Origin of the sequence: Allocoprococcus comes, assembly GCF_013300725.1 — a bacterium.
GTDB classification, from domain to species: Bacteria; Bacillota; Clostridia; order Lachnospirales; family Lachnospiraceae; genus Allocoprococcus; species Allocoprococcus comes_A.
In genome coordinates, this window is the sequence record NZ_JAAIMM010000024.1 from 30,468 (window position 1) to 53,854 (window position 23,387).

Consider the following 23,387-nt stretch of genomic DNA (forward strand, 5'->3'; position numbering starts at 1 on the left):
AAATTTCACATTTTTCGGCTATAGTTAAAGCTATATGATTACTATGAATAAAGAGGAGGATTTCAACTATGAATCACAATTTACTGGTCGGACAATCAGGTGGTCCTACTGCTGTAATCAACGGAAGTCTCTATGGTGTTGTCTCAGAAGGTCTGGCAAATCCGGAGATTGATAATGTCATCGGTATGGTCAACGGTATCGAAGGTTTTCTTGCCGATCACACAATGGACATGGCATCTTTAAAAGAAAATGGCGAACTGGAACGTATCCGCACCACACCGGGTTCTTATCTTGGTTCCTGCCGTTATAAATTACCGGAAGATCTTTCTGATCCGGTTTATCCTGAACTTTTCCAGAAATTTACCGAAAAAGAAATCAGCTATTTCTTCTACATTGGCGGAAATGATTCTATGGATACCGTAAGTAAATTATCCCGCTACGCAGCAACAGTCGGAAGTGATATCCGCATCATCGGAGTTCCGAAAACCATCGACAACGATCTGGTTCTGACCGATCATACTCCTGGCTACGGAAGTGCTGCCAAATATGTTGCTTCTACAGTACGCGAAATTGCAATTGATGCCTCTGTCTATGATAATAAACCATCTGTCACCATCGTCGAGATCATGGGACGCCATGCCGGATGGCTGACCGCCGCAAGCGTTCTTGCCCGCAAATTTGAAGACGATAATCCGGTTCTTATTTATCTTCCGGAGGTTGCTTTCTCCCCGGATGCATTTATCGAAAAGGTAAAAGAAAAGCTTACTAAAACTTCTAATCTCGTTGTCTGCATTTCCGAAGGAATCAATGATGGTAACGGAACCTTTGTCTGTGAGCTTGCAAGTGATGTCGGCACAGATACCTTCGGTCATAAAATGCTGACCGGCTCCGGAAAGTATCTTGAAAATCTTGTAAAAGAAAAACTTGGTATCAAAGTACGCTCTGTGGAGCTCAATGTCTGCCAGCGATGCTCTTCCTCCTGTTTATCTGCCACAGATCTGGACGAAGCCGCTGCTTCCGGCCGTTTTGCTGTAAGTGCCGCTTTAGACGGTGAAACAGGAAAGATGATCAACTTTATCCGTAAGAGTGATGACCCATACATCCTTGAATTCGGAACTGCAGACGTGAACGAAATCTGCAATAAAGAAAAAGCTGTTCCTGAAGAATGGATCACAAAAGACGGTTCCGACATCGGAGATGAATTCATCACTTATGCCCGCCCACTGATCCAGGGAAGTGTAGAAGTACCTATGAAAGATGGGCTTCCATACTTCGCATTCCGCAAATAGTCTTGTTCACAATTTGTTCATTTATCTTTCAAAAAACCTTCATTTGTTAAACACTCTTTCTTCACAAGTGTTTTATATACTAGAATCATCAAATGAAGAACATAAAAGATTTCAAACAAATTATTTAATAAGACGTGCAGAAGTTAATAATAGAATAACTTTTTCATAATACATGCCGGGGGCTTTTAAGTCACCCGGTATCCTCCCTTTTATGGGACTTTTTCAAAAGCTCCTTTCAGCATTTTATTCTCCAACCCGGATATTTTCTCCATCGATCACAATTTTATATTTTCCCTGAAGCTGTTTAAATGCTTCTGATTCTGCAAGTTCAGGAACTGCCTGCATGGCCTTTTTTACTGCTTCTGCACATAATTCTCTTTCCATTTCCGGATTTTCACAATAACGCTCCAGATAGTTCATCCACAACCTTTCTGAATCCGGTAATACTTCAATCGCCTCCCTGCTGATCTCCCACACTTTTTCATATTCCTGCACTTCTTCATAAATTAACTGCAACTTTTCATAAATCTCTTCTAATTCTTCTTCATTCGATTCTAATTTTCTGATCTGTTCATATTGTTCAGCCGCTTTTAAATTCTCGCCAAGTTTAAAATAGCTTTCTGCAAGATATTTTCTGACCTCACACTCCTTTTCTCCATTTGTATCCCACCGGTACCACGTCTGTCTTCTAATCATCTCCTCACCAATTCTCTTTGTCAGCCTGTGCCATTTTTCACTCTCTTCCAGAACACTTACCTTCAATAGCGGGTATTGGTACAAATACGCTTTCATCTGTATTTTTTCTGCACGTTTCTCCAATTCATCTAATATTTTTTTTACTGCATCTTCTGCGTTTAATCCATCCTCCTGCTGCTGTATACTCCCTTCTTCCAGACTCGCTATGACCACCCGGTATGCATCGGAAAACTCTGTCTCCTGCATTTCCTTATCAAGACTATCCAGGCTGTTCACATAATCTTCCCACGCTACATAATAAATAAGTCCCATTTCCAGATAAGGACTGTCCCCCTTTTGTTCCACAACCTCTTTTTTCTCCTTTACTCCTTCCTGAAATCCCGTCTCTGGCTGATCCTGATCTGCTGCAATCGCTTTTGTTTCCGGCTTTTTCACCGTCCCTCCGATGATTACTGCACTCATGATACAAACCGCCAGAATTGCAAGCAAAATCTTTTTTGCCGAAACCTTATCCCTCGGTCTTTCCATTTCCTTTTCCAGAAAACCAATTTCTTTTTGCATATTTTTCAATACTTTTATGGCATTTTTCCCACTGCTATAACACTTTCCAAGCATTCTTTTCCAGACTCGCTCTTCTTTCCGTGTAAATGCCTTTGGCTCCAGACATTTTTCTGCTGTAAATTCCATTATCTTTGCCAGACCATACAAATCATCTGACCGCTCTGTCTTCTGCGAAAGAACCCTTTCTTTCCTTACAAAAAGCATACGAAGCTTTTTCTTCTTCATCTGCTTTAAAAGTTCCTCGTTTTCCGGTTCATTGATATCCAGAAGGCAAAGCATTCCGTCTCCGGTTATGATTACTGCATATGGGTTCACATATCCATACGCCGCATCCTCATTTCCACAACGATAATACTGTTCCAGCTGTTTTGAAAGCTGTCTGATCCAGTTAAATACTGTTTCTTTTTCCACCCGGATCCCCTGTTTGATATACTCCATCAAAGAACAGCCCTTTGCATAGTCATTTACCATATAACTCCAGCCATTCTGATCCACAAAACGGAGTACCGCATAGTCTTTTCTTTCTTCCATCCTGTTCCTCCCTGTGTCTGTTCATTCATATTAACTTGTCCTGAAAATGCTACATCGAATCATGTGTCTGATATCATAACTTTTCTTGTGATCTGTTTCAAAATAGAGAATGTCACCCGGCGTATCTTCGCAGAGTATTTTATTATACCGGATGCGATTTCCCGTGAAATAAAATTAGAATCGAATTAGAGTGACTTCACTATACACTGACATCCGCCACTTTACAAGCAGAACTTTTTTCAATAATTCACAAACTTTTTGTTCCAAAATCAGTCACTGATCTTTTCATTTTCTATACTCCCCCGACAGTCACAGGGATTCCCGGTCTTGTGCATTCTGCCGGACTGGTTACTGTTCACAGTACCTGTGACCAGCAACCCGGACTGTACTTTTTCCCACTTGCTTTTCACTCCCGTATCGCTTATCCTTTTATTGAATATATTTATGAAAGAAGGCATACCTATGACTGAAGCTTCACATGTACTTCACGAAATCCATCCTGTATTTAACACAGACTCCCGCATTCTGATCCTTGGGAGCTTCCCTTCTGTAAAATCACGGGAAAGTCAGTTTTTCTACGGGCATCCAAGAAACCGTTTCTGGGATCTTATTGCCACACTTACAGATGAACCACTTCCTGCCGGCATAGAAGAGAAAAAATCACTGCTCCTTGCACACCACATTGCCATCTGGGATGTGATCGCCTCCTGTGATATCGAAGGCTCCAGTGACAGCAGTATCCGCAATGTCGTTCCCAATGACCTTACAGAGATTCTTCAGACGGCATCCATCCGGCAGATTTTCACCAACGGTAGCACTGCAGACCGCTTATATAAAAAATACTGTTTTCCACAGACTCAGCAAAAAGCAATCTGTCTGCCGTCCACAAGTCCGGCAAATGCAGCCTGGTCAAAGGAACGCCTGCTTACCAAATGGAATCAGATCTGTTCTTATCTTGAATAAGAGCCAGCAAACCGGTCTTAATCGCTCCGTTCAAAAATGAGTTTCAAAAATGAGCTCAAAAGTTTTTTAACTTTTTTCATTTTAGCACTTGACATATTATCTTTCCTGATGTATACTCAATTTTGTTGTTGAGCAACACAGTTCAGCACACAATATAAATGTGCGTTTAGCTCAGCTGGATAGAGCGTTTGGCTACGGACCAAAAGGTCGGGGGTTCGAATCCTCTAACGCACGCTGTACGAGGTCTTTTGTGAGAAAGACCTCTTTTTTATTTACGCGAGCAACGAGTCAAAGTCCGTGCTTGCACGAAACCTTGGCGACTGCCGCGATAACTTGAAAAACTCGCGGAGCGTGTTTCTCATAGTTTATGCCCAGCTTGGCACATTCTCGCGCCGAGCGCGTTGCTGAGCGCCAGCGGCGCTCGTTAAGCAACGACCGAAGCGGAGCGTAGACCGCTTGCGACATTCTTCATCTTCGTGCGAGTGCGCATCTCCGGCACGCAGTGCCTTTTATTTCATAGGAAGTTCCTTTGGAATTTCCTATGAAAAAATAAAAAATGCCCAGGCAATTTTCATGCCAGGACACATTCATTTCTTTTCACTTTTCCACTCTGCATTCTATCCAAGCGCTACTCCCAGCGTTGTTCCAATAAAAGGGATCATGATCCCGGTAAATAAATTCATGCTTTAAACTGCTGCTCCCGCTTCCTGTGTTAAAATTTCTGTCAGAGCCGCACCACTGCTTGTATGGCAGCGAACCACCTTCGCATTGCTTCTTTTTGCCTCATCAAGCGCGGTTTTTACCATCTTGTGCGATACTGTATTTGTAAAAAGTACAAACAGGTCAGGCTGTCCAAGCTGCTTATTCAGATCGGCAGACATATGCGTAAATACTTTAGCTTTACATTTAAACTGTTTGCATATTTTTTTATACTGACAGACCATTCTGTCATGACCTCCTACAATTACAACGCTCATTCTTATCCATCTCCTTAATTCATTCTAATAACGATTGTGATTTTTTTGTATGCCGCCCCGCAGAAACGGAGCGGCTCTTTTTTGATGATTATTTAGCTTTTAATTTTTGATTTTTATTTGTTTTTGATTTGATTATAATTTTATTTGATTATTTAGCTTTTTCGGTTTTCTGTTTTATTTAAAAGGTGTTTGTATTTCTTATAAGCCAGCCACCTCCCTGCCGAGTGACTCACACTCATCTATTGCATCTGCTCCCGGTGTTCCGTGGCAGATAAGTCCTTCTCCGCCGACGATCTGTGCGCCAGCCTGTTCCATTCTTTCAGCCCATGTACGCATCCATTCGCCATCGCCCCAGTCATAGGATCCAAACAGGGCAACCTTCTTTCCTGAAGCAAATCCTTCCAGCTCAGATACGAATGGTTCTACCGTTCCGTCTTCCAGTTCTTCTGCTCCCATTGCAGGGCATCCAAGCACCCAGACAGCCTGATCTTTTAAGACAGCAGGTGAAATGGTCTCCATCGGTACTACATCAGCACTTTTCCCTGCTGCTGTAATTCCTGCTCCAATTGCCTGTGCCATTGCTTCTGTATTTCCTGTTCCGCTCCAGTATGCTACACAAATATCACTCATTTTTAAATTCTTCCTTTCTTTTTTCTTTCTATCATCTACCAGGTTTTCTTCATTTATGCAGGCTGTATGTCAAATGGCTGCCTCACACTTCTTGCTGCATGCCACAGATCCTTCCCTGCCTGCATTTCCCTGATAAATTCCTCTTTTACAACGTTGTAGATAGAAAACATTTTCTTGCGTTCCTCCACGTTCTCATACACTTTCCAGTATCCCTGATACAGGAAATCTTTTCCGTTGTGTTCAATAAACCCTTTCACATCTGCAAGTGGATATCCGAGGAAAATTCCAAGTTCATGTGGAAATTCTGCACTTCCATGCTGATATCCTTCAAATCTCAGATTCATGATCTGAAGCATCTCTGGAAGCTCAAATCCCTGATATCCAAGTGTATCAAGAAATTCGCTGTATTCTTTTTTTCCAAGAATTTCAAGAATCTCTTCTTCTCTGTAGATCAGCCATACTTTTCGGGCTCCGCTGTCGCAAAGCATGCTGTATGAAATTCCCATCTCTTTCAGACTTTCCGCAACTTCCTTTTCACTTACATTTTTCAAGGTCAGAATATTGGATGGCTTTACACCGGTCAATACCGGAGCGCACTGCCATGCAATTTCCATCTGAGCTGATGTCTGTGCATCTTTCTGCATCCAGTTCATGTTGTTTTCCTCTTGCATTGGTTTGCTTTAATTTATTTTAGTTAGCTTTTTCTAACTACCTATAGTCTACTATATTAGTGGGATTTTGTCTATAGAAATTTTTGAGAAGTTTTCTCATCAACATACAATTCATGTTTTTACACCCTACATTCTATCTGCCCTGAAAATATATCATACTGTACTTTTGCAATCATTTCTGCCAAAAAAAAGTGTATCAAAGTTTTTCAACCTTGATACACTGTATTTTTACAATTAACAGTCTTCCGCAATCTTATCGATCAGTCTCACTGTATCTTCCCATCCAATACACGGATCCGTAATCGATTTACCATATACCATATTTCCGCCGATATCCTGTCTTCCTTCTACCAGGTAGCTTTCTACCATTACACCTTTGATCAGTTTTTTCAGCTTTGGATCATAATTTCTTGTGTGCAGTACCTCACTTACGATTCTGAGCTGTTCTTTGTACTGCTTGTTAGAATTGGAATGATTGGCATCAATGATCGCTGCCGGATTCTTCAGATTCTTCTGCTCATACATATCCAGAAGCCTCTTACAATCCTCATAATGGTAGTTTGGAATCGTTGTTCCATATTTATCCACGCCGCCGCGCAGGATCACATGTGCCAGATCATTCCCACCTGTCGTCACATCCTGTCCACGATAAATGAAGCGGTGTGGTCCCTGTGCCGCGACAACAGAATTGAGCATTACCGATAAATCTCCACTTGTCGGATTCTTCATCCCAATCGGGATATCCATTCCGCTCGCAGTCAGACGGTGCTGCTGGTTCTCAACCGAACGCGCACCAATCGCTTCATAAGAAAGAATATCATCCAGATAGCTTCTGTTCTCCGGATAAAGCATCTCATCTGCTGCTGTCAGATAAGTCTCCTGCATGGCTCTGATATGCATTTTACGGATTGCAATGATTCCGGCAAGCAGATCCGGTGCCTGCTCCGGATCCGGCTGATGCAGCATTCCCTTGTATCCCTCTCCGGTTGTACGCGGCTTGTTCGTGTAGATTCTTGGAATGATCATCAGCTTATCTGATACTCTGTCATTTAACTTTGCAAGTCTGTTCACGTACTCACATACCGAATCTTCATTGTCCGCCGAACATGGTCCGATGATCACCACGAATTTGTCTGATTTCCCTGTAAAAATATCACGGATCTCCTCATCCCTCTTCGCCTTGATAGCTTTTATTTTATCCGATAACGGATATTCGTTTTTCAGGTCTGCCGGTAATGGCAGCTCTGCGTTCACTCTCATTCCCATTGTATTATCCTCCTGCAGGTATTTTTCTAGTCCTGATAATATCTTACCATATCTCTTGTAATTTCTGAAACAGAATGTGCACCGCACATCTGCATGGCATCTTTGAGTTCTGCTCCCAGCTTATCAATGTAAAGCTTCACGCCTTCTTCTCCGCCTCCATAGACCGCTACAACGAATGGCCGGCAGATCAGCACACCGTCAGCACCAAGTGCAAGTGCCTTGAAAATGTCTGTACCGGAACGAATTCCTCCGTCAACCAGGATCTTCATAGAACCGTTCACTTCTTTTACAATTTCTTCCAGCACTTCTGCAGTTGCCGGACACTGATCCAGCACTCTTCCTCCGTGATTAGATACGATGATCGCATCGGCACCTGCTTCTTTTGCTTTCCTCGCGCCTTTCGCTGTCATCACGCCTTTAACGATAAATGGTCTTCCAGCCATCTTCACAATCTCGGAAAGCTCCTGTACATTCTTGCTTCCTGCGGGCGGATTCATATTTTTCAGAAACGGAAGTCCTGCCGCATCAATATCCATCGCTACCGCAAATGCTCCTGACTTCTTCACCAGTTCCATCTTCTCCCGCACAGTATCCAGATTCCAAGGCTTTACTGTAGGTATCCCGCATCCACCATTTTCACGGATTGCCTCCGTTGCAGCCTCCATTACCTTCGCGTTCACTCCATCTCCGGTAAATGCGGCGATTCCGGCATCTGCACAGGCTGATACCAGTACATTATTATAAGAAACATCATCATACCTGTCACTATAGTGCAGATTCACGGCTCCAACCGGTCCTGCAAAGAACGGCATCTTAAATTCTTTTCCAAATAAATTCACAGAAGTGTCTGCCTCTCCGCCATCACAGATCGTATCCATGTTCACGCGGATCTCCTGCCACTTTTTATAATTTCTGATCGCAGTATCACCAACACCTTTTGCGCCCGGTCCCGGTATCTGGTTTTTACATGCTCTTCCATCACAGACCGGACAGGCTTTGCAGTAAAGCCCCATAGATAATTTTGCGTTTTCCATCATTTCCTGATATGTCATATCATTCCCTGCTTTCTTTTGTTTTCCTGTATCTGGCAGTTTCGACTTTCTGCCACGTTACTTAGTCAATATGATATGTTACTGTTACAGTACCTGTGACCAGCAACGTATCTCGCCATTTTAAATCGCCTTTGGCGATTGGCAAGATGCCATTCAAGATAAAACGTGCATCCTCCGTGCCAATCAGCGCAGTGATTGACACGGTAGTAAACAGTAACTATGATATCACTTTTCTGTCTGTTCGACAAGAATACCTCCTTGTTTTTGACAGGATTTTCCCCTATAATAAAAAACAGAACACTTGAATCATAAAGGAGACTTAACTTAGAATGAAATGCCCTGTATGCGGTCATAAAGTCCGCCCCAGCAAAAAATATCCCGGCAAATATCTCTGTGATACCTGCCGTAAAAGATTCCCGGCATCCGCTGTGATTCCGGATGATACAGATACCCGAAGTGCCAGATCTTCTGCTCATAAGCATGGATCTGTTTCCGGAAAAAAGCGCCCGGCTGCCAGACAGCAGGCTTTTTTCGACGATCCCCTGAACGGACCGGAGATCTACCACAGCACAGCAGCTGCCATGCGCAGCATGCGTAAAAATGTTCCGGAAGCAGAGGCTCAGAAGAAAACCACTGAAAAAAAAGAGACTGAAGAAATTTCTACAGACAAACCTTTTTCTGGAAATGAATCCTCCGGACAGGAGCATGCTCCGGTTCCAGAACCAGTTATCAGCTCCGTTCAGACAGATGAACCTGCTGCCAAACCAGCGCCGGTTTCCAAAGACGATACCGCAGGCACAAAGTCCGATGCATCTGCTGATGATGTAACTTCACCAGAGCAGGCAACAAACCCAAAAAAGAAGAAAAAGAAACACAAAAAAAGTCTGCCGTTTATCATCCTGGTTCTCATCCTGATCATTATTGCGGTTGTATTCCTTTTTTCCAAAATGCACACTTCTTCTGCCAATCCTTCCGGCACTTCGACACCGAAGAAGACAGCTGACGCCACCAAAGAGATCTATAAGCAAAACGAGACCGCCACATACAATGGCATTGAGATCACGATGGACAGCTACGTAGAATCCGAAGGAGATGACTGGTCTGTCCCGACAGAAGGCAATGAATTTATGTTTGTCCATATGACGATCGTCAATCAGACATCTGATGATCTGGTTATCAGCAGTATGGCAAGCTTTGAAAATTATTGTGACGATACCAAACTTGACTACAGTGCAGCTGCATTTACTGCGCTTGCAACCACAAGCGACCAGCCAAAGCTCGATGGAACGATCGCTCCCGGCGAAACCCTGGAAGGATATCTTTCCCTGGAAGTCCCGCTGAACTGGTCTACCGTCGAAATCCGGTATACCGATAAGATCTGGTCTGATGATGCCGTTCATTTTCAGATCAAGCGCCAAGAGTAAACCACTACCTGCAGATACATGGATAGCAAAAAGAAAGTTTCTTTGAAATTTCCTGTTAAACAAAAAAGGATACAGTCTGGGAGCCAATGTCATCTTAACTTAATGACATTGGCTCCCAGACTGTATCCTTTTTTATTTCAGAATCTCAAAGATTCACTCCGCGCATTTTTTTCTTTTTTACTGCCCCTGCGATCACAATCAGAACTCCAAGACCTGTCAGTATTTTTCCTGCTGTCACTCCAGGCGCATGATACAAAATTCTGATTTTATGTTTTCCTGCTGCCAGATGAAATCCCAGAAACGCTTTATTCACTTTTTCACATTTCACTTTTACGCCATCTATCGTCACTTCAAACCCTTTATCAAACGGAATGGAAGTAATAAACATTCCATCCTTCTGACTTTTGATTCTACCCTGGATCAGATTCCCTTTCGTCCGCTCTTTATCCACCCTGAATACACTCTGATAAAGGTCGGTACCTCCATTTAACACGCCGGTATATGCACTCATATCTTTCATCGTATACTCTCCTTTTCCAAGAGATAAACGGACCGATTTCTGCCCCTTTTCCAGTCCTACCGCATAGGTAAATACGGTATTTCCGTTATAATATACATGCTGGATTGACGAAAGTTTATTTCGCTCTCCTTCCAGAGATATTTCGATATCCTTTTTCGGTTTTTTATTCTCGATCCGAAACTGTACAAACAGAACTCCATCTTTCTCTTCCTGTTCCGGGACAGCCACTTCGAACTCCTGTGCCTTTTTCATTTTCACCTGATATCCGTTTTCAGTCGGGACAACCAGTGAAATCCCGTTATTCTTTTCCGGAATCCGAAAATCACATTTCTCTACGTCTTCAGCCAGTGCTTCTTTCACCTGTTCTGCCGATACAGTTCCGTCCTTTGTCACAGCATATCTGGTAAATACCAGCTGATTATACGGAAAATCCAGTCTGTCATATTCCGCTTCCGACATCGTCTGATCCGTTTCACAGGCAATCGGTGCTGCATTTTCATTACAGTACACATCCCCTCCCCCGGTCATCCACTTTTTCTCATATCCCGGTACATTCTGACTGGAGATCAGATATTTCACTCCCATCAGCTGCCTGAATACCGGATTCTGTGAAACCGACTGCATCAGGAAATTTCGGTACGGCTGCTCTACCTGAAAATCATTTTTACGGAAATTCTGGTAATCAGCATTATAGGAAGAAGAATACAGGGATGTAATATATTGCTCACTGTTCCACACACGATTCAGATTTTCCGCATTTTTCTCTTCATTTCCAACCTGCTCGACCCGGTAGAATCCACCATCTGATGTAATTGCCTTGTCCACAGCTTTCCCGATGGCCCGGCTGGTATCTTCCTCATATGCTTTCCTGCTCTCCAGATTTCCACTCTTTTCCCAGGAATAGCTTCCGGTAATAATAAGGCTCAGGATCACCGGTCCCAGAACAGCTACTGTCAGATACTTCCGAATCCATACACTATACGCCTGTGCCACGCAGATCAGCAGTGTTATGACCGCATCCAGTAAAAGCAGTTTCCAAAGGACTTCGCTTTTCATATCATCCTTCTTCAGATAAATATATATAACAACCGCCAGACATGGCAGAAGCATCCAGATTCTCCCTATTTTCTGATTTTTCAGCTTCTCCAGATATTTTGCCGTAAGATAGCACATAAGCGGCAAAAATGGGATCAGCGACTTCGGTCTGACATAAAGTGCACCATTTAGCAGATACGAAAAAAACGGAACTGTCAGCACCACCAGACAGCCAAGCGACAGTATCTTCTCATAAGCCTTTTTATAAAAAAGTCCGGTCAGCAAAATAATCAGCATCAGACAGCTAAGTCCCGGTCCATATGCCCCATACAGAAATTTTTCCAAATTGATCTGCGGTGTCAGAAGCTGCCAGAAATCTGTTTTTTCTCCCCTGCTTCCGCTTCTCCCGAGAAGAGCCATCGCAGTCGGCACAAGAAGAACTCCTGCAAACATGATTGCCGTCAGGATCCTTCCTGCAAACCGCAGTCCGTCACCTGAAAATCCTTTTACCGTAATCATCTCTTCTGCCCGCTCTTTCGTCCTTGCATACCGGTAAATTCCATATAGACCAAGCGCCAGTATTCCACCGATGCTGAAATAAAAGCTTGTCATGATCATCAGGAAGGTTCCGCCGATCAGCAAACCGGATTTTTTCTGTTCAAAATACCGGTCAATTCCTAAAAATGTCAGACAAAGAAATGGCATATAATTTACAAACATGATCTGATGTGACGACTGATAGATCATAGGCCCTGCGAAAAGGAACATCAGCGCTGTCATCCCGCTTACCGCAGCTGTAAATTCCCGGCTTTTCAGCCACCGGTACAAAATTATAACCGCTGCTGCCAGACAGACAATACTTGCCACCATCATATAATCCGACATCTTCACATTTGGCAGAAGATAACCGATCAGAACGACCGGACTAAACAATCCATAATAAGAAAAATTGTAAATATTCTGACCGCCGCCAATATTTAATGCAAACTCAGGAAAAAACTGCCCTGTACGATAAAACTGCTGCCGGAAATATTCCGGGAACACACTGTGCTGACTGCTCCAGTCCACCTTTGCCCCAAAAATATTTCCTACGCCTGTAGAGTACAGACAGGCGGTAACCGTAAGCAGGACCAGTGCCATTTCCCATAGCAGATCCTTTCTACGCTCTTTCATGCTTCTGCTCCTTATCATCGCTGGAATCCTTTAAAATAAAAATCGGACGTTTCTTCGTCTCAAGATAAGTCTTTGACAGATACTCCCCTACAATTCCGGTACAAAGAAGCTGTACTCCACTGACCATGAAAATAATACAGGCAAGTGACGGCCAGCCAGATACCGGATCTCCCCAGACCAGCGTCCTTACTATGATCACTGCGATCATAATAAAGGAAAGCAGGCAGAACAGTACACCCACTACCGAAGCCAATGAGAGCGGTGCCACTGAAAATCCGGTAATTCCCTCCACAGAATACTTAAACAGCTTCCACATGGACCACTTGGTTTTTCCAGCAGAACGCTCAACATTATCGTACTGCAGCCATTTTGTACGGAATCCAACCCAGCCGAAGATACCCTTTGAAAAACGGTTATACTCGCTCATTTCCAGAACTGCCTGCACCATCTTCCGCTTCATCAGCCGGTAATCTCTCGCTCCATCTACAATCTCTGTCTTTGAAATAGCATTTACAAATTTGTAAAAGCTTTCTGACAGGAAAGAACGGATACGTGGCTCTCCGGTTCTTGTGGCCCTTTTTGTCGCTACATTATCGTATCCATCCTCCTGCAGGATCTCATACATCTCAGGTAATAGCGCCGGTGGATCCTGAAGATCTACATCCATAAGTGCAACATAATCGCCTTCCGATGCTTTCAGTCCTGCATAGATCGCAGCTTCCTTTCCAAAGTTTCTGGAAAATGAAAGATATCTGCATCTGCTGTCCTTTTCATTCAGGTCTTTCATGATACCAAGCGTCGCATCTGATGAACCATCATCTACAAAAATCAGTTCAAATACAACATCCTTCATCTCGTCCATTACACGGCACATTTCTTTATAATAAACAGGCAGTGCTTCCTCTTCGTTATAACATGGTACGACTACCGAAATCTTATCCATATTCTTCACCTCGGGAATAGAGTTTACACTCCCTTTATTAAGTATGCACATTCATTTTCCTTAATATTTCCTGAAAAATTTCTAAACAGAAAATTACATTAAAAAAAAGAATGTGCTCCGGCACTTTCCAGTCCCAGGGCACACCCATTTTCCATACCTTTATTCAACAATTGTATACTGAAGTAATTCATAATGAAGGCGGCTTCCTTCCCGGATCTCTTCCGGAAGAAGTGCTCTTGCTACCATCTTTGCCTCTTCCTCCGGCAGATCGGTCCGCTTCAGCATCGCATAGTCTCCGTCGATTCTCTCTACAATATAATCACAAACCAGCATTTTGTTCCTCCTCTTTTTTCTTCTATCTTAGCTCGCCGTCGCTCTTTTTTCAACTACAAGCTCAGGAGTTACATTCTGATGCCGGTAAATACTCAGCAAAATTCCCATCAATACTGCTGAAACCATCTGACCGCTTCGTCCATATCCGAAGAACAGACACCAGGCTCCCTGACCGAACCCGGATACTCCAATGTTCGCCATCAGTGACAGTAGGAACTGAATTGCCAGAACCATCACACAGCCAAATCCCATCATCATACCAAGCTGGTTCTTCTGCTTCAGCGTGCTTCTTAAAAACCAGCACAACAAACCGGCAATTATTGCAATACAAAGAACCATCACAAGAATTCCACAATACCCCGCAATTCCAAGCATCATATAATCCGCGGAACTGATACGGTCCCCAGTCCAAAAGTCCTCTACTCCGGTGGCGCGTCCAACTGCCATACATTTCGACAGTAGCTCCCGTACTGCCCCAAGCGTTGTTCCTTCCATCATTTCTGACTTATTCACTGTAAACATCGCCAGGATACGGCTTTTCTGATATTCCGCACCAAAGAAAAAAAAATATGCCAGTATGCCAACCGGAACTCCAACAACACTGATACCTATTCCGGTCATCACCTTTGTAACCGCAACCTGATACCATCCCTTTTCCAGTGCAAGCATCAGCATAAAGATACAGGAAAGTCCAACCGTCCCTGCCATCACAAGATCCGGACAGGTGATCAGGATCCCTGCGATAAGCAGCATCCAGACTGTGGCTTTAAGAACAGCACCATATCCTTCTCCCCGGTACTGATACAACACTGCACCATACAATGGAAGAAACAGCCAGCTCATCAGCGAAAGACTTACAATGAAGCCGCCTACTCCAATCCACCTTGTCGCACCATTGACCTGAAGGGCGAAAAAATGTCTCATCAGAACCAGCAATAACAGATACCCACCGGTCAGAAGCCTTGCATGCTTTCCTATCCAGCTGTAATCCATATAGCACACCATGATCATAACCGGAAATGCTATCGCTATTCGGAATATCTGCCGGATCCCTGCAACATATCCATAGTTTTCATTTTGTTGCAAAAAGAATGCCGCAAAAATTCCACTCAGGATTTCCATCAGAGCGATCACCAGAATTGCTTTCCACGGCATCTTCGGTCTGTGGATCTGATCCATCTCCACACCGACTTCAACCGGATCGCCCATCTCACGTACTGCAGATTTTTCTGCCTCCGCCTCTGTCATTCCTTCTTCAAGAAAAGCCTGTTTCTGGTCTTCGATATGATCTTCCACTTCACGTGCGATCACCGGACACATCTTTTTACAGCGGATCTGGCTTGTCAGCAGTTCCAGATAATCACGTCGTTCCAAAGCACACACCTCCGATCACCTGTAAAATAGCTTCTGAATACTCTTTCCATTCTTCTTTTTTTACTTTATACTGCTTTTTTCCTTCTTTTGTAAGCTGGTAATACTTCCTCATCTTGCCTCCGGCTTCCTGCTCATATACGGTAAGCCATCCTTTCTCTTCCATGGAATGCAGAAGCGGATATAAGGTTCCCGCTTTCAGTTCAAATACATTGTTCGACTTTCCTTTCAGAGTGTCGATCATCTCATATCCATACATATCCTTCTCTTCCAACAGACTTAAGATCAAAAGCGTCGTACTCCCTGATATCAGGCTTTTATCAACTGCCATCTCGTTCTCCTTTCTTATATCGGTCATCTATATATTATCTGTTTGTCATTATATATCGGCAATCTATATACGTCAATACTTTCACTGGAATTTATCTCTTCTTCATAAGTTTTTAAGATATTTCAGGATTTCTTTATCCGCCCGTCACATTCTTTCCATAATTTCCCGTTATACTAAATGCATAAAGTTAAGGGACGCCGATAATCCTATACGATATCAGCTCTGTAAGGTTATCAGGATGTCCGCCTAAAAAATCAGGCATACGTCTTTGACTTATACCTTTTATATATATCTTCTCTCTACTCTGCCGATACAGTTTTGTATCGGCTCTTTTTTTATTCTGTAATTCTTTTTCTCCTTTCCTCTTTCCTGAAAAAAATTCTTTTTTAATATAATAGAAATGTCCCCGGTGTATCATGCCTTTTTTATCTGTCAAAATATTTCTGCAAAACCTTCTGATAAATAAAATAAAAATATTTAACTTTTTTCAAAAAAACACTTGCAAAAAGTATAGCCTTATGATATTATAATTTTCGGTCACTGTTGTAACACAGTTCAACAAAATTGATTTTGGCTCCGTGGTCAAGCGGTTAAGACATCGCCCTTTCACGGCGGTAACACGGGTTCGATTCCCGTCGGAGTCACTTGGTTTAAGCCAATTGTATATACACAGCAATATGCCGATGTGGCTCAATTGGCAGAGCAGCTGATTTGTAATCAGCAGGTTATCGGTTCGAGTCCGATCATCGGCTTTTGTCCTTAGTGGGACGTATTTAATTTGGACCTTTAGCTCAGCTGGTTAGAGCAATCGGCTCATAACCGATCGGTCCCGGGTTCGAGTCCCTGAAGGTCCACTTTTTAAAAATTTCATATGGCCCGATGGCTCAGTTGGTTAGAGCGCCGCCCTGTCACGGCGGAGGTCGTGGGTTCGAGTCCCATTCGGGTCGCTTAACTGATTATTCAGTTTTCGGGATCATAGCTCAGCTGGGAGAGCATCTGCCTTACAAGCAGAGGGTCATAGGTTCGAGCCCTATTGGTCCCATTTTCATTATAATTTCATAATGATATGCCGCAGTGGCGGAACTGGCAGACGCCCGGGACTTAAAATCCCGTGGGTAGTGATACCCGTACCGGTTCGATTCCGGTCTGCGGCATTAGTTAAAAATGGGAGAAACGTTGAATTTACAGCGTTTCTCTTATTTTTTTGTTTCAAAAAGTTTGAACACCTTTGAACACTTTATGATGATACACCGAAGATAATTTATGCGTATCATCACGGGAAAATACATGGTCACTGTATTACTACAACTCACCGATTTTAACTACACGGCACACTGGCGATTATCATGACCAGACTTACACCGGCAAGTGTTGTCCAGCTTCGCTGGACACACGAAATACAAAAAGGATGTGCCTCGGCACATCCTTAGATAACTTATTCTATATTCTGCTTACCGAATCAGCTGTTCCAGCTCACTCTTTTCCTGAACTCCTAAAGTTCTCTCTGCGACCTTTCCATCTTTGAATACAAGAAATGCCGGAATTGACATTACCTTATATTCTCTGGCAAGCGCCATCTGCTCATCCACATTCACCTTACCTACCTTTATATCTGTAAGCTCCTGTGCAAGCTCGTCAACAACCGGTCCCATTGTCTGGCATGGTCCACACCATGTTGCCCAGAAATCTACCAGTACTGGTTCTTTTGCATTTAATACTTCTTCTTCAAAATTCTCTGTTGTTAAATTGATTACTGACATGATAGACATCCTCCTGTTTTATTATCTTTTTCTTCTTTAAGGGCAGTAAGCCGTTCCTCTACTTTCTGGATCGTGATTCTTTCCAGATAATCATTGCAGCTCCTGTTCATCCCTGTTACAAGTTCATCCATAACTGCAGACATCCCACTTGCAACCAAACACTTTTTATCCGGGTTTCCTGAACGCCAGGATGCTTTTACAAGCGTATTCTCCAATGCGTCACTGATCTGCCTCAGCGTAATCTCCGAATTTGCTTTTGCGATCCGGTAACCGCCTCCCATGCCTTCTCTTGTCTCGATCAGACCGGCTTTTTTTAGTTTTCCCATCACTCTGCGTATGCATACAGGATTTGTACATACATTATCTGCGAGTTCTTCACTTGCAATAGTAGCATTGCTGCGATCCAGAAATACAAGTGCATGAACTGCTATTGCAAATTCGCTTGTCACGCTTCTCCCCTCATTTCTTATATGTTAAACTGTAATTTTTTTAATTACATTTTATACTGTAACAATATCACATACAGTTTTCCATGTCAACCTCTTTGCCTGGATTTTGTTATGATTTTTTATCCCTGTTGACATTTGCGAGGAAATATGATAGTTTTTTTGTGAAAATTTTGTTTATTTATGAGGATTATCTGCTATGAATAAATTATTACATAACAATACACTTTTTACACTCACACTACTTGGCATCGCAACCGCACTTGCCTTTCTTTTTTTCTCATTCGTTTCTGAAAATACTGCAAACATTGCATTACTTTATATTATTGCCCAGATCTTGATTGCACGATATACGAACGGATACCTGTACGGCCTCTTTTCTTCTGTTTTCTCCGTAATCTGTATCAATTTCTTCTTTACCTATCCGTTTTTCCGACTGAATTTCACATTGAGCGGCTATCCGGTCACATTTATCGGAATGTTGATCATTACACTGCTCACCACAGCAACCACCTCCCGTCTGAAGAAACAGACAGAAATTCTTGCAAAGCAGGAAAAACAAGTACAGATCGCACGTCAGGAATCCCTTCGTGCCAACCTGCTCCGTGCAGTTTCCCATGATCTGCGTACACCACTGACCAGCATTATTGGAACCACTTCCTCTCTTCTTTCTGATGGTTCCATCTTATCAGATGCAGAAAAAAAAGAGCTTCTTGAAAATATTGAAAATGACTCCAGCTGGCTCCTCAATATGGTTGAAAATCTTCTCAGTGTAACAAGAATCAATGATACCGTTACACACCAGGTCAATAAAACACCGGAAATCGTAGAAGAAGTCGTCTCAGAAGCGGTACAGCGTCTGAAAAAAAGATTTCCTTCAGCAAGCATTGTCGTCCATGTTCCGGATGATTTTCTGATGATTCCAATGGACGCAATTCTGATCGAACAAGTGCTGATCAACCTTCTTGAAAATGCATTGATCCATTCAGGAAGCAGCCATGCTCCGGAGCTTACCGTCACAGATCATCCGGACCACGTAGCCTTCTGCGTCAAAGATTTCGGACACGGTCTGAACCCGGACGATATTCCGGATATTTTCAGTGGCATCTGCCACAATACCGGTTCTGTCGACTCCCACAAGGGTATGGGGATCGGCTTATCAATCTGCAAGACGATCATTGACGCACACAGTGGTTATATCGAAGCCAAAAATCACACCAATGGTGCTTTATTTCTGTTTACATTACCAAAAGATGAGGAGGAAAACATTCCATGCAGCCAAAAGTAAACATTCTTTTTATCGAAGATGAACGAAATATCCTTGCATTTGTAACAAAGCTTTTGTACGGACACAATTATAAAGTAACAACTGCCGCAACCGGTACCGAGGGACTTCAGCTGATAAATTCCATCTGTCCTGATCTCATTCTTCTTGATCTCGGGCTCCCGGATATGGATGGGCAGACGATCATCCGGCAGGTTCGTGATTGGTCTGACTGCCCGATCATCGTCATCTCCGCCCGCACAAATGAGCGTGAAAAGGTAAAAGCGCTTGATCTCGGAGCTGATGACTATATCACCAGACCGTTCGGCTCCGCAGAACTCCTTGCCCGTATCCGTACCTCACTCAGACACAGCAACCGGATGAATACTTCATCCGATCAGCTCTTCCGCCCTTACAAATGCGGCGACCTGGTACTCGATTTTGAAAAACGTACTCTTACCATCTGTGGAGAAATTGTTCACCTCACTCCTATCGAGTATAAAATCCTGGTATTTCTTGCACAAAACTGCGGAAAAGTTATGACCTACTCTTCGATTATCAATAATGTATGGGGACCTTATGCCGACGATAATAACCGGATTCTCCGCGTAAATATGACAAACATACGCCGTAAAATAGAAACAAATCCGGCAGATCCTAAATATATTTTTACTGAAGTTGGTGTCGGATACCGTATGAGTGAAGAGCATTAGTCCGGTTCCGCATGGCATAAGCACGAGAGATTATATTGCACTCTCATGATCAGAGTATGTCGTTAAAGTTCTGCTAAGAAAGCTTTCAATCTCTTTTCAAACCATAAATTTTTTCATAAAATATCTTTGTCAAAAGAAATACAAAGAACTGGAGTGAGAGAGACATGAATATTGGAATGTTACTTTTGGTTATAATTGGAGGCTTTGCAGGTCTTTTTTCTACACTTTATATTTGTATCAGTCTTCCATTCACAATTGTATGGAAGATCTATCGCCGGGTTGCCAAAGGTATCCCGATCATGAAGTAGCTGTTTCGTTTAACATCCTAATTCCAAATAAGAATGCCGGAGCAATTCATGTTCCGGCATTCGTCATCTTTGTTCTATTATTTTTTTCTTTATTTGTAAGATTACACATTACAATTGCTACCATCACAAGAATAACCCCGAATATTTCTCCTGCTGATAAAGTTTCTTTATATAATATTACACCAATCAGGGTAGCTGCAACCGGCTCAACTGATGCCAAAATAGAAGCTTTTCCATTATCCATATTTTTAAGGCCGGCAGTATACAGGCAAAATGCAAGCACTGTACTTAAGAAACCAAATAATAATGACCATCCCATCATTTTTATGCTTGCGCAGCTTACTTTGAGTACTTTTTCAAAATTGCATAAAGGAATCACACCGATTGCCGCAACAAAAAAGGTATAGAACGAAATTGTAAAACTATCATATCCTTTTTCTAATGCAAAGCGACCAAAAATTGAATATAATGCATATCCAAATCCAGCACCAATACCTATTAAAATTCCTTTTCCACTAAGTGCCTGTGAACTTCCAATAATTCCAGTAACAAACACACAACCGACAAAAGTAAGTACCAATGCAATTGATTTTCTTCCTGTAAATTTTTCGTGAAATAAAAAATATGAAAGAACCATAACAAAAGCCGGTGCCGTATAAAGAAGTACCGCTGCAACAGATAGTGAAGTCATCGTAATCGCTCTGAAATAACAATAATTAAAAAATACAATACTTAATAATCCAGTTCCCAGAAAACACCACAAATCTTTGAACTTTATCTTTAATAAGCTTCTGTTATAAAATAGCAAAAAGAAAAACAATATACATGTCGTGGCAATTGCCCTTACAGCAACAATATCCAGGGATTCTAATCCACATTTTTCAAACTTGCGTACAAAAATCCCCATGCTTCCCCAAAGTATCCCTGCCAGAATTACCATTCCTGATGCAAGTTTTTTCATTATCCTGCCTCCTTATATCCAAAAAGGATGATAACGCAACAAGCATTGTTGCGCAATCACCCTCGAAATACTGCTTTTACTATAATACAAATATGCAGGACTGTCCAGTCTAAATCAGACTGAATCTTTTACTATATCTAAAAATTTTTGATGGATTCTGATATCTTCATCCAGTTCCGGATGAAACGCAAATGCAAGCTGATTGCCATATCTTACACCAACCGTTTTTCCTTCAACAACCGCAAGAACTTCCACATTCTTTTCAGCAGACTCTACATATGGCGCCCGGATAAATGTCATTGGTACAATTCCAATTCCTTTTACCTCAGCTTCCGTATGAAAACTTCCAAGCTGCCTTCCATATGCGTTTCTCTTTACGCAAACCGGTAAAGTTCCAAAATGCTTTAGTTCATCATTTTCCAGGTTTTCAGCCAGAAGAATCATTCCCGCACAGGTTGCCAGTACCGGCATTCCATTCTCAATTTTTTCTTTCAGGATCTCATACATTCCAAGTTCTCTTAAAAGTTTTCCCTGAACCGTACTTTCTCCTCCTGGAAGAACCAGTCCGTCAAAATCCTGTTCCAGATTTTCTGCCTTTCTAAGCTCTACGCAGTCAGCTCCAAGTTTTTCAAGCATTTTTTCATGCTCAATAAAAGTTCCCTGCAATGCCAATACGCCTATTTTCATTATTTTCCTCTTTCTGCCATCAAAAGTTCAATTTCCTGCTCGTTAATTCCTACCATGGCTTCTCCGAGGTCTTTTGAAAGTTCTGCGATCAGTTTTGCATCTGTATAATTTGTTACCGCCTGTACAATTGCAGATGCTCTTTTTTCCGGATTTCCAGACTTGAAAATACCAGATCCAACAAATACACCTTCTGCTCCAAGCTGCATCATAAGTGCTGCATCTGCCGGTGTAGCTACACCTCCTGCCGCAAAATTTACCACCGGAAGTTTTCCCTTTTCATGTACATATGCTACCAGTTCATATGGAACCTGAAGCTGTTTGGCCGCCTCAAAAAGTTCATCTTCCCTCATACTTGTAATCTTTGCAATCTCGCTGTTCATCATTAAACGGCGAAAATCTATGAAAGCTTTCATGTTCCATACCACTATATTGATATTGATAAAGAAGGCATTTCTGTATCTTCACTGGAAAATCAGAATATCTCTGTCATTCATATCTCACCGTCCCATCACTTTCCCACCGGAATTGTAATGCCGATCAGCAGACGATATGAACTACTCGGATGGGCTGCCCGGAAACCAGACCGGTATATTATAGAAGACGATTATGACAGTGAACTTCGTTTATCTGGAAAACCTGTTCCTACGCTGCAAAGTATTGATGTTTCCGGCCACATTATTTATATCAATACCTTTACAAAAACACTGTCTTCGACTGTCCGAATCAGTTATATGATCCTTCCTGAGACACTTGCAGAAAAATATTATGAAACTCTTTCCTTTTATTCCTGCACGGTTTCAAATTTTGAACAATATGCTCTGGCTAAATTCATGGCGAATGGAAGTTTTGAAAAACACATAAACCGTCTCCGAAACTACTATCAGACAAAACGGGATTCTATTTTATCTACTTTTAAAAACAGTCCTCTGGACAAATATATTACAATCACAGAAGAGGAGTCCGGTGTCCATTTTCTAATGCATATCAATACACCTAAGACCGAAGAACAGCTTCTGCTGGCAGCGCGCTCCAAAGGAATTAAACTTGCACCTCTATCCGCCTACTATAATGGTTTTACTGACTCTTCTGTTCTAAATACTTATGTAATGAATTACTCTTCTATCAACCTGAATAATCTTGATCAGATTGCTGAATCTCTATATCAGATTGTTAAATAATGAAATCAAAATCCCTCTGTAGAACGTTAAGTTTACAGAGGGATTGAATTCATGAGATTACTTATTTTTCGCAAATAAAAAACTGTAAGCACTTGCTTACAGTTTTTAACTCCCCGAGTTGGGTTCGAACCAACGACCCTTCGGTTAACAGCCGAATGCTCTACCGCTGAGCTATCGAGGAATATTAAAGATACTTTCATGTACCTTCAAAACCACATACAAACTTAAATCTTTACTCCATCCATTTTCTCTTACCCTGTCCTACCTTCTTGGTTATGCCCTCGACCGATTAGTAACAGTCAGC

The 23,387-nt window shown here is 42.3% G+C and carries 23 protein-coding genes, 8 tRNA genes and 1 pseudogene; 14 read left to right on the forward strand and 18 right to left on the reverse strand.

The window, feature by feature from the left end; all coding sequences use genetic code 11:
- Window positions 1–68: 68 nt before the first annotated feature.
- Window positions 69–1,289: a 6-phosphofructokinase gene (locus G4407_RS12385; RefSeq protein ID WP_173689148.1), complete on the forward strand. Its 1,221-nt coding sequence runs from the start codon at window positions 69–71 to the stop codon at window positions 1,287–1,289.
- Between the two features lie 243 nt (window positions 1,290–1,532).
- Here the strand turns inward: G4407_RS12385 and G4407_RS12390 are convergent, their stop codons facing one another.
- Entirely contained in the window at window positions 1,533–3,077 is a 1,545-nt protein-coding gene (locus G4407_RS12390) for a hypothetical protein (RefSeq protein WP_173689149.1), read from the reverse strand.
- Between the two features lie 462 nt (window positions 3,078–3,539).
- On the opposite strand from G4407_RS12390, the gene G4407_RS12395 reads away from it, so the two are divergent.
- Both G4407_RS12395 and G4407_RS12400 read left to right on the forward strand, forming a co-directional pair.
- Entirely contained in the window at window positions 3,540–4,040 is a 501-nt protein-coding gene (locus tag G4407_RS12395) for a DNA-deoxyinosine glycosylase (protein WP_173689150.1), read from the forward strand.
- 160 nt (window positions 4,041–4,200) lie between these two features.
- Window positions 4,201–4,274, forward strand: a tRNA-Arg gene (locus G4407_RS12400).
- 452 nt (window positions 4,275–4,726) lie between these two features.
- On the opposite strand, the gene G4407_RS12405 is transcribed toward G4407_RS12400, so the two are convergent.
- The 5 genes from G4407_RS12405 to G4407_RS12425 form a co-directional block, all read right to left on the reverse strand.
- Complete coding sequence (locus G4407_RS12405; RefSeq protein ID WP_173689151.1) at window positions 4,727–5,017, reverse strand: DUF2325 domain-containing protein; 291 nt, start codon at window positions 5,015–5,017, stop codon at window positions 4,727–4,729.
- 198 nt (window positions 5,018–5,215) lie between these two features.
- The gene (locus G4407_RS12410; protein WP_173689152.1) at window positions 5,216–5,647 is read right to left on the reverse strand and encodes a flavodoxin; all 432 of its coding nucleotides are present in this window, start codon (window positions 5,645–5,647) and stop codon (window positions 5,216–5,218) included.
- Between the two features lie 53 nt (window positions 5,648–5,700).
- Window positions 5,701–6,300 carry a DUF3793 family protein gene (locus tag G4407_RS12415; protein ID WP_173689153.1) on the reverse strand — a complete coding sequence of 200 codons (600 nt, stop codon included), beginning with the start codon at window positions 6,298–6,300 and terminating at the stop codon, window positions 5,701–5,703.
- 252 nt (window positions 6,301–6,552) lie between these two features.
- Window positions 6,553–7,584 (reverse strand): 3-deoxy-7-phosphoheptulonate synthase, encoded by a 1,032-nt coding sequence (locus G4407_RS12420; protein WP_173689154.1) that lies wholly within the window; start codon window positions 7,582–7,584, stop codon window positions 6,553–6,555.
- A gap of 26 nt (window positions 7,585–7,610) precedes the next feature.
- Entirely contained in the window at window positions 7,611–8,636 is a 1,026-nt protein-coding gene (locus G4407_RS12425; protein WP_173689155.1) for an alpha-hydroxy-acid oxidizing protein, read from the reverse strand.
- A gap of 329 nt (window positions 8,637–8,965) precedes the next feature.
- Here G4407_RS12425 and G4407_RS12430 point away from each other — a divergent pair, with 329 nt between their 5' ends.
- The gene (locus tag G4407_RS12430) at window positions 8,966–10,060 is read left to right on the forward strand and encodes a DUF4352 domain-containing protein (protein ID WP_173689156.1); all 1,095 of its coding nucleotides are present in this window, start codon (window positions 8,966–8,968) and stop codon (window positions 10,058–10,060) included.
- 145 nt (window positions 10,061–10,205) lie between these two features.
- On the opposite strand, the gene G4407_RS12435 is transcribed toward G4407_RS12430, so the two are convergent.
- The 6 genes from G4407_RS12435 to G4407_RS12460 form a co-directional block, all read right to left on the reverse strand.
- A complete protein-coding gene (locus G4407_RS12435; RefSeq protein ID WP_173689157.1) occupies window positions 10,206–12,788 on the reverse strand; it encodes a YfhO family protein in 2,583 nt (860 codons plus the stop codon).
- Window positions 12,775–13,731: a glycosyltransferase family 2 protein gene (locus tag G4407_RS12440; RefSeq protein ID WP_173689158.1), complete on the reverse strand. Its 957-nt coding sequence runs from the start codon at window positions 13,729–13,731 to the stop codon at window positions 12,775–12,777. The genes G4407_RS12435 and G4407_RS12440 overlap by 14 nt, the downstream gene beginning before the upstream one ends.
- 159 nt (window positions 13,732–13,890) lie before the next feature.
- The gene (locus G4407_RS12445; RefSeq protein ID WP_173689159.1) at window positions 13,891–14,064 is read right to left on the reverse strand and encodes a chorismate--pyruvate lyase; all 174 of its coding nucleotides are present in this window, start codon (window positions 14,062–14,064) and stop codon (window positions 13,891–13,893) included.
- A 27-nt stretch (window positions 14,065–14,091) separates the two neighbouring features.
- Window positions 14,092–15,438, reverse strand: coding sequence for an FtsW/RodA/SpoVE family cell cycle protein (locus tag G4407_RS12450; RefSeq protein WP_173689160.1), 1,347 nt, complete (start codon window positions 15,436–15,438; stop codon window positions 14,092–14,094).
- Window positions 15,425–15,766, reverse strand: coding sequence for a PadR family transcriptional regulator (locus tag G4407_RS12455; RefSeq protein ID WP_173689161.1), 342 nt, complete (start codon window positions 15,764–15,766; stop codon window positions 15,425–15,427). The genes G4407_RS12450 and G4407_RS12455 overlap by 14 nt, the downstream gene beginning before the upstream one ends.
- A 187-nt stretch (window positions 15,767–15,953) precedes the next feature.
- The gene (locus G4407_RS12460; RefSeq protein WP_173689162.1) at window positions 15,954–16,202 is read right to left on the reverse strand and encodes a hypothetical protein; all 249 of its coding nucleotides are present in this window, start codon (window positions 16,200–16,202) and stop codon (window positions 15,954–15,956) included.
- Between the two features lie 136 nt (window positions 16,203–16,338).
- Here G4407_RS12460 and G4407_RS12465 point away from each other — a divergent pair.
- The 6 genes from G4407_RS12465 (at window position 16,339) to G4407_RS12490 (ending at window position 16,920) form a co-directional block, all read left to right on the forward strand.
- A tRNA-Glu gene (locus G4407_RS12465) sits at window positions 16,339–16,410 on the forward strand.
- Between the two features lie 35 nt (window positions 16,411–16,445).
- Window positions 16,446–16,518 (forward strand) — tRNA-Thr (locus tag G4407_RS12470).
- Window positions 16,519–16,546: 28 nt separating this feature from the next.
- Window positions 16,547–16,620, forward strand: a tRNA-Ile gene (locus tag G4407_RS12475).
- A gap of 19 nt (window positions 16,621–16,639) precedes the next feature.
- Window positions 16,640–16,713, forward strand: a tRNA-Asp gene (locus tag G4407_RS12480).
- Window positions 16,714–16,735: 22 nt separating this feature from the next.
- Window positions 16,736–16,808: transfer RNA gene (locus tag G4407_RS12485), tRNA-Val, on the forward strand.
- Window positions 16,809–16,834: 26 nt separating this feature from the next.
- Window positions 16,835–16,920: transfer RNA gene (locus G4407_RS12490), tRNA-Leu, on the forward strand.
- A gap of 297 nt (window positions 16,921–17,217) precedes the next feature.
- On the opposite strand, the gene trxA is transcribed toward G4407_RS12490, so the two are convergent.
- Together trxA and G4407_RS12500 are read right to left on the reverse strand one after the other, a co-directional pair.
- Entirely contained in the window at window positions 17,218–17,526 is a 309-nt protein-coding gene (gene trxA, locus G4407_RS12495) for a thioredoxin (RefSeq protein ID WP_173689163.1), read from the reverse strand.
- A complete protein-coding gene (locus tag G4407_RS12500) occupies window positions 17,517–17,975 on the reverse strand; it encodes an RrF2 family transcriptional regulator (RefSeq protein ID WP_173689164.1) in 459 nt (152 codons plus the stop codon). Before G4407_RS12500 ends, trxA begins: the two co-directional genes overlap by 10 nt.
- A gap of 196 nt (window positions 17,976–18,171) precedes the next feature.
- Here G4407_RS12500 and G4407_RS12505 point away from each other — a divergent pair, with 196 nt between their 5' ends.
- The 3 genes from G4407_RS12505 (at window position 18,172) to G4407_RS12515 (ending at window position 20,257) form a co-directional block, all read left to right on the forward strand.
- Window positions 18,172–19,260: a sensor histidine kinase gene (locus G4407_RS12505; RefSeq protein WP_173689165.1), complete on the forward strand. Its 1,089-nt coding sequence runs from the start codon at window positions 18,172–18,174 to the stop codon at window positions 19,258–19,260.
- Window positions 19,245–19,949: a response regulator gene (locus G4407_RS12510; RefSeq protein ID WP_173689166.1), complete on the forward strand. Its 705-nt coding sequence runs from the start codon at window positions 19,245–19,247 to the stop codon at window positions 19,947–19,949. The genes G4407_RS12505 and G4407_RS12510 overlap by 16 nt, the downstream gene beginning before the upstream one ends.
- Before the next feature lie 164 nt (window positions 19,950–20,113).
- A complete protein-coding gene (locus G4407_RS12515; protein WP_173689167.1) occupies window positions 20,114–20,257 on the forward strand; it encodes a hypothetical protein in 144 nt (47 codons plus the stop codon).
- A 46-nt stretch (window positions 20,258–20,303) separates the two neighbouring features.
- Here the strand turns inward: G4407_RS12515 and G4407_RS12520 are convergent, their stop codons facing one another.
- The 3 genes and pseudogenes from G4407_RS12520 to G4407_RS12530 all read right to left on the reverse strand — a co-directional run.
- The gene (locus G4407_RS12520; RefSeq protein ID WP_173689168.1) at window positions 20,304–21,218 is read right to left on the reverse strand and encodes a DMT family transporter; all 915 of its coding nucleotides are present in this window, start codon (window positions 21,216–21,218) and stop codon (window positions 20,304–20,306) included.
- A 114-nt stretch (window positions 21,219–21,332) separates the two neighbouring features.
- Entirely contained in the window at window positions 21,333–21,905 is a 573-nt protein-coding gene (gene pdxT / locus G4407_RS12525) for a pyridoxal 5'-phosphate synthase glutaminase subunit PdxT (RefSeq protein WP_173689169.1), read from the reverse strand.
- Window positions 21,905–22,288 (reverse strand): annotated as a pseudogene (locus G4407_RS12530) (beta/alpha barrel domain-containing protein); the annotation flags it as partial. The pseudogene G4407_RS12530 and the gene pdxT, both read right to left, overlap by 1 nt.
- A 45-nt stretch (window positions 22,289–22,333) precedes the next feature.
- On the opposite strand from G4407_RS12530, the gene G4407_RS12535 reads away from it, so the two are divergent.
- A complete protein-coding gene (locus G4407_RS12535; protein WP_330586076.1) occupies window positions 22,334–23,083 on the forward strand; it encodes an aminotransferase-like domain-containing protein in 750 nt (249 codons plus the stop codon).
- Between the two features lie 109 nt (window positions 23,084–23,192).
- Here G4407_RS12535 and G4407_RS12540 read toward each other — a convergent pair.
- A tRNA-Asn gene (locus tag G4407_RS12540) sits at window positions 23,193–23,264 on the reverse strand.
- Window positions 23,265–23,387: the final 123 nt, after the last annotated feature.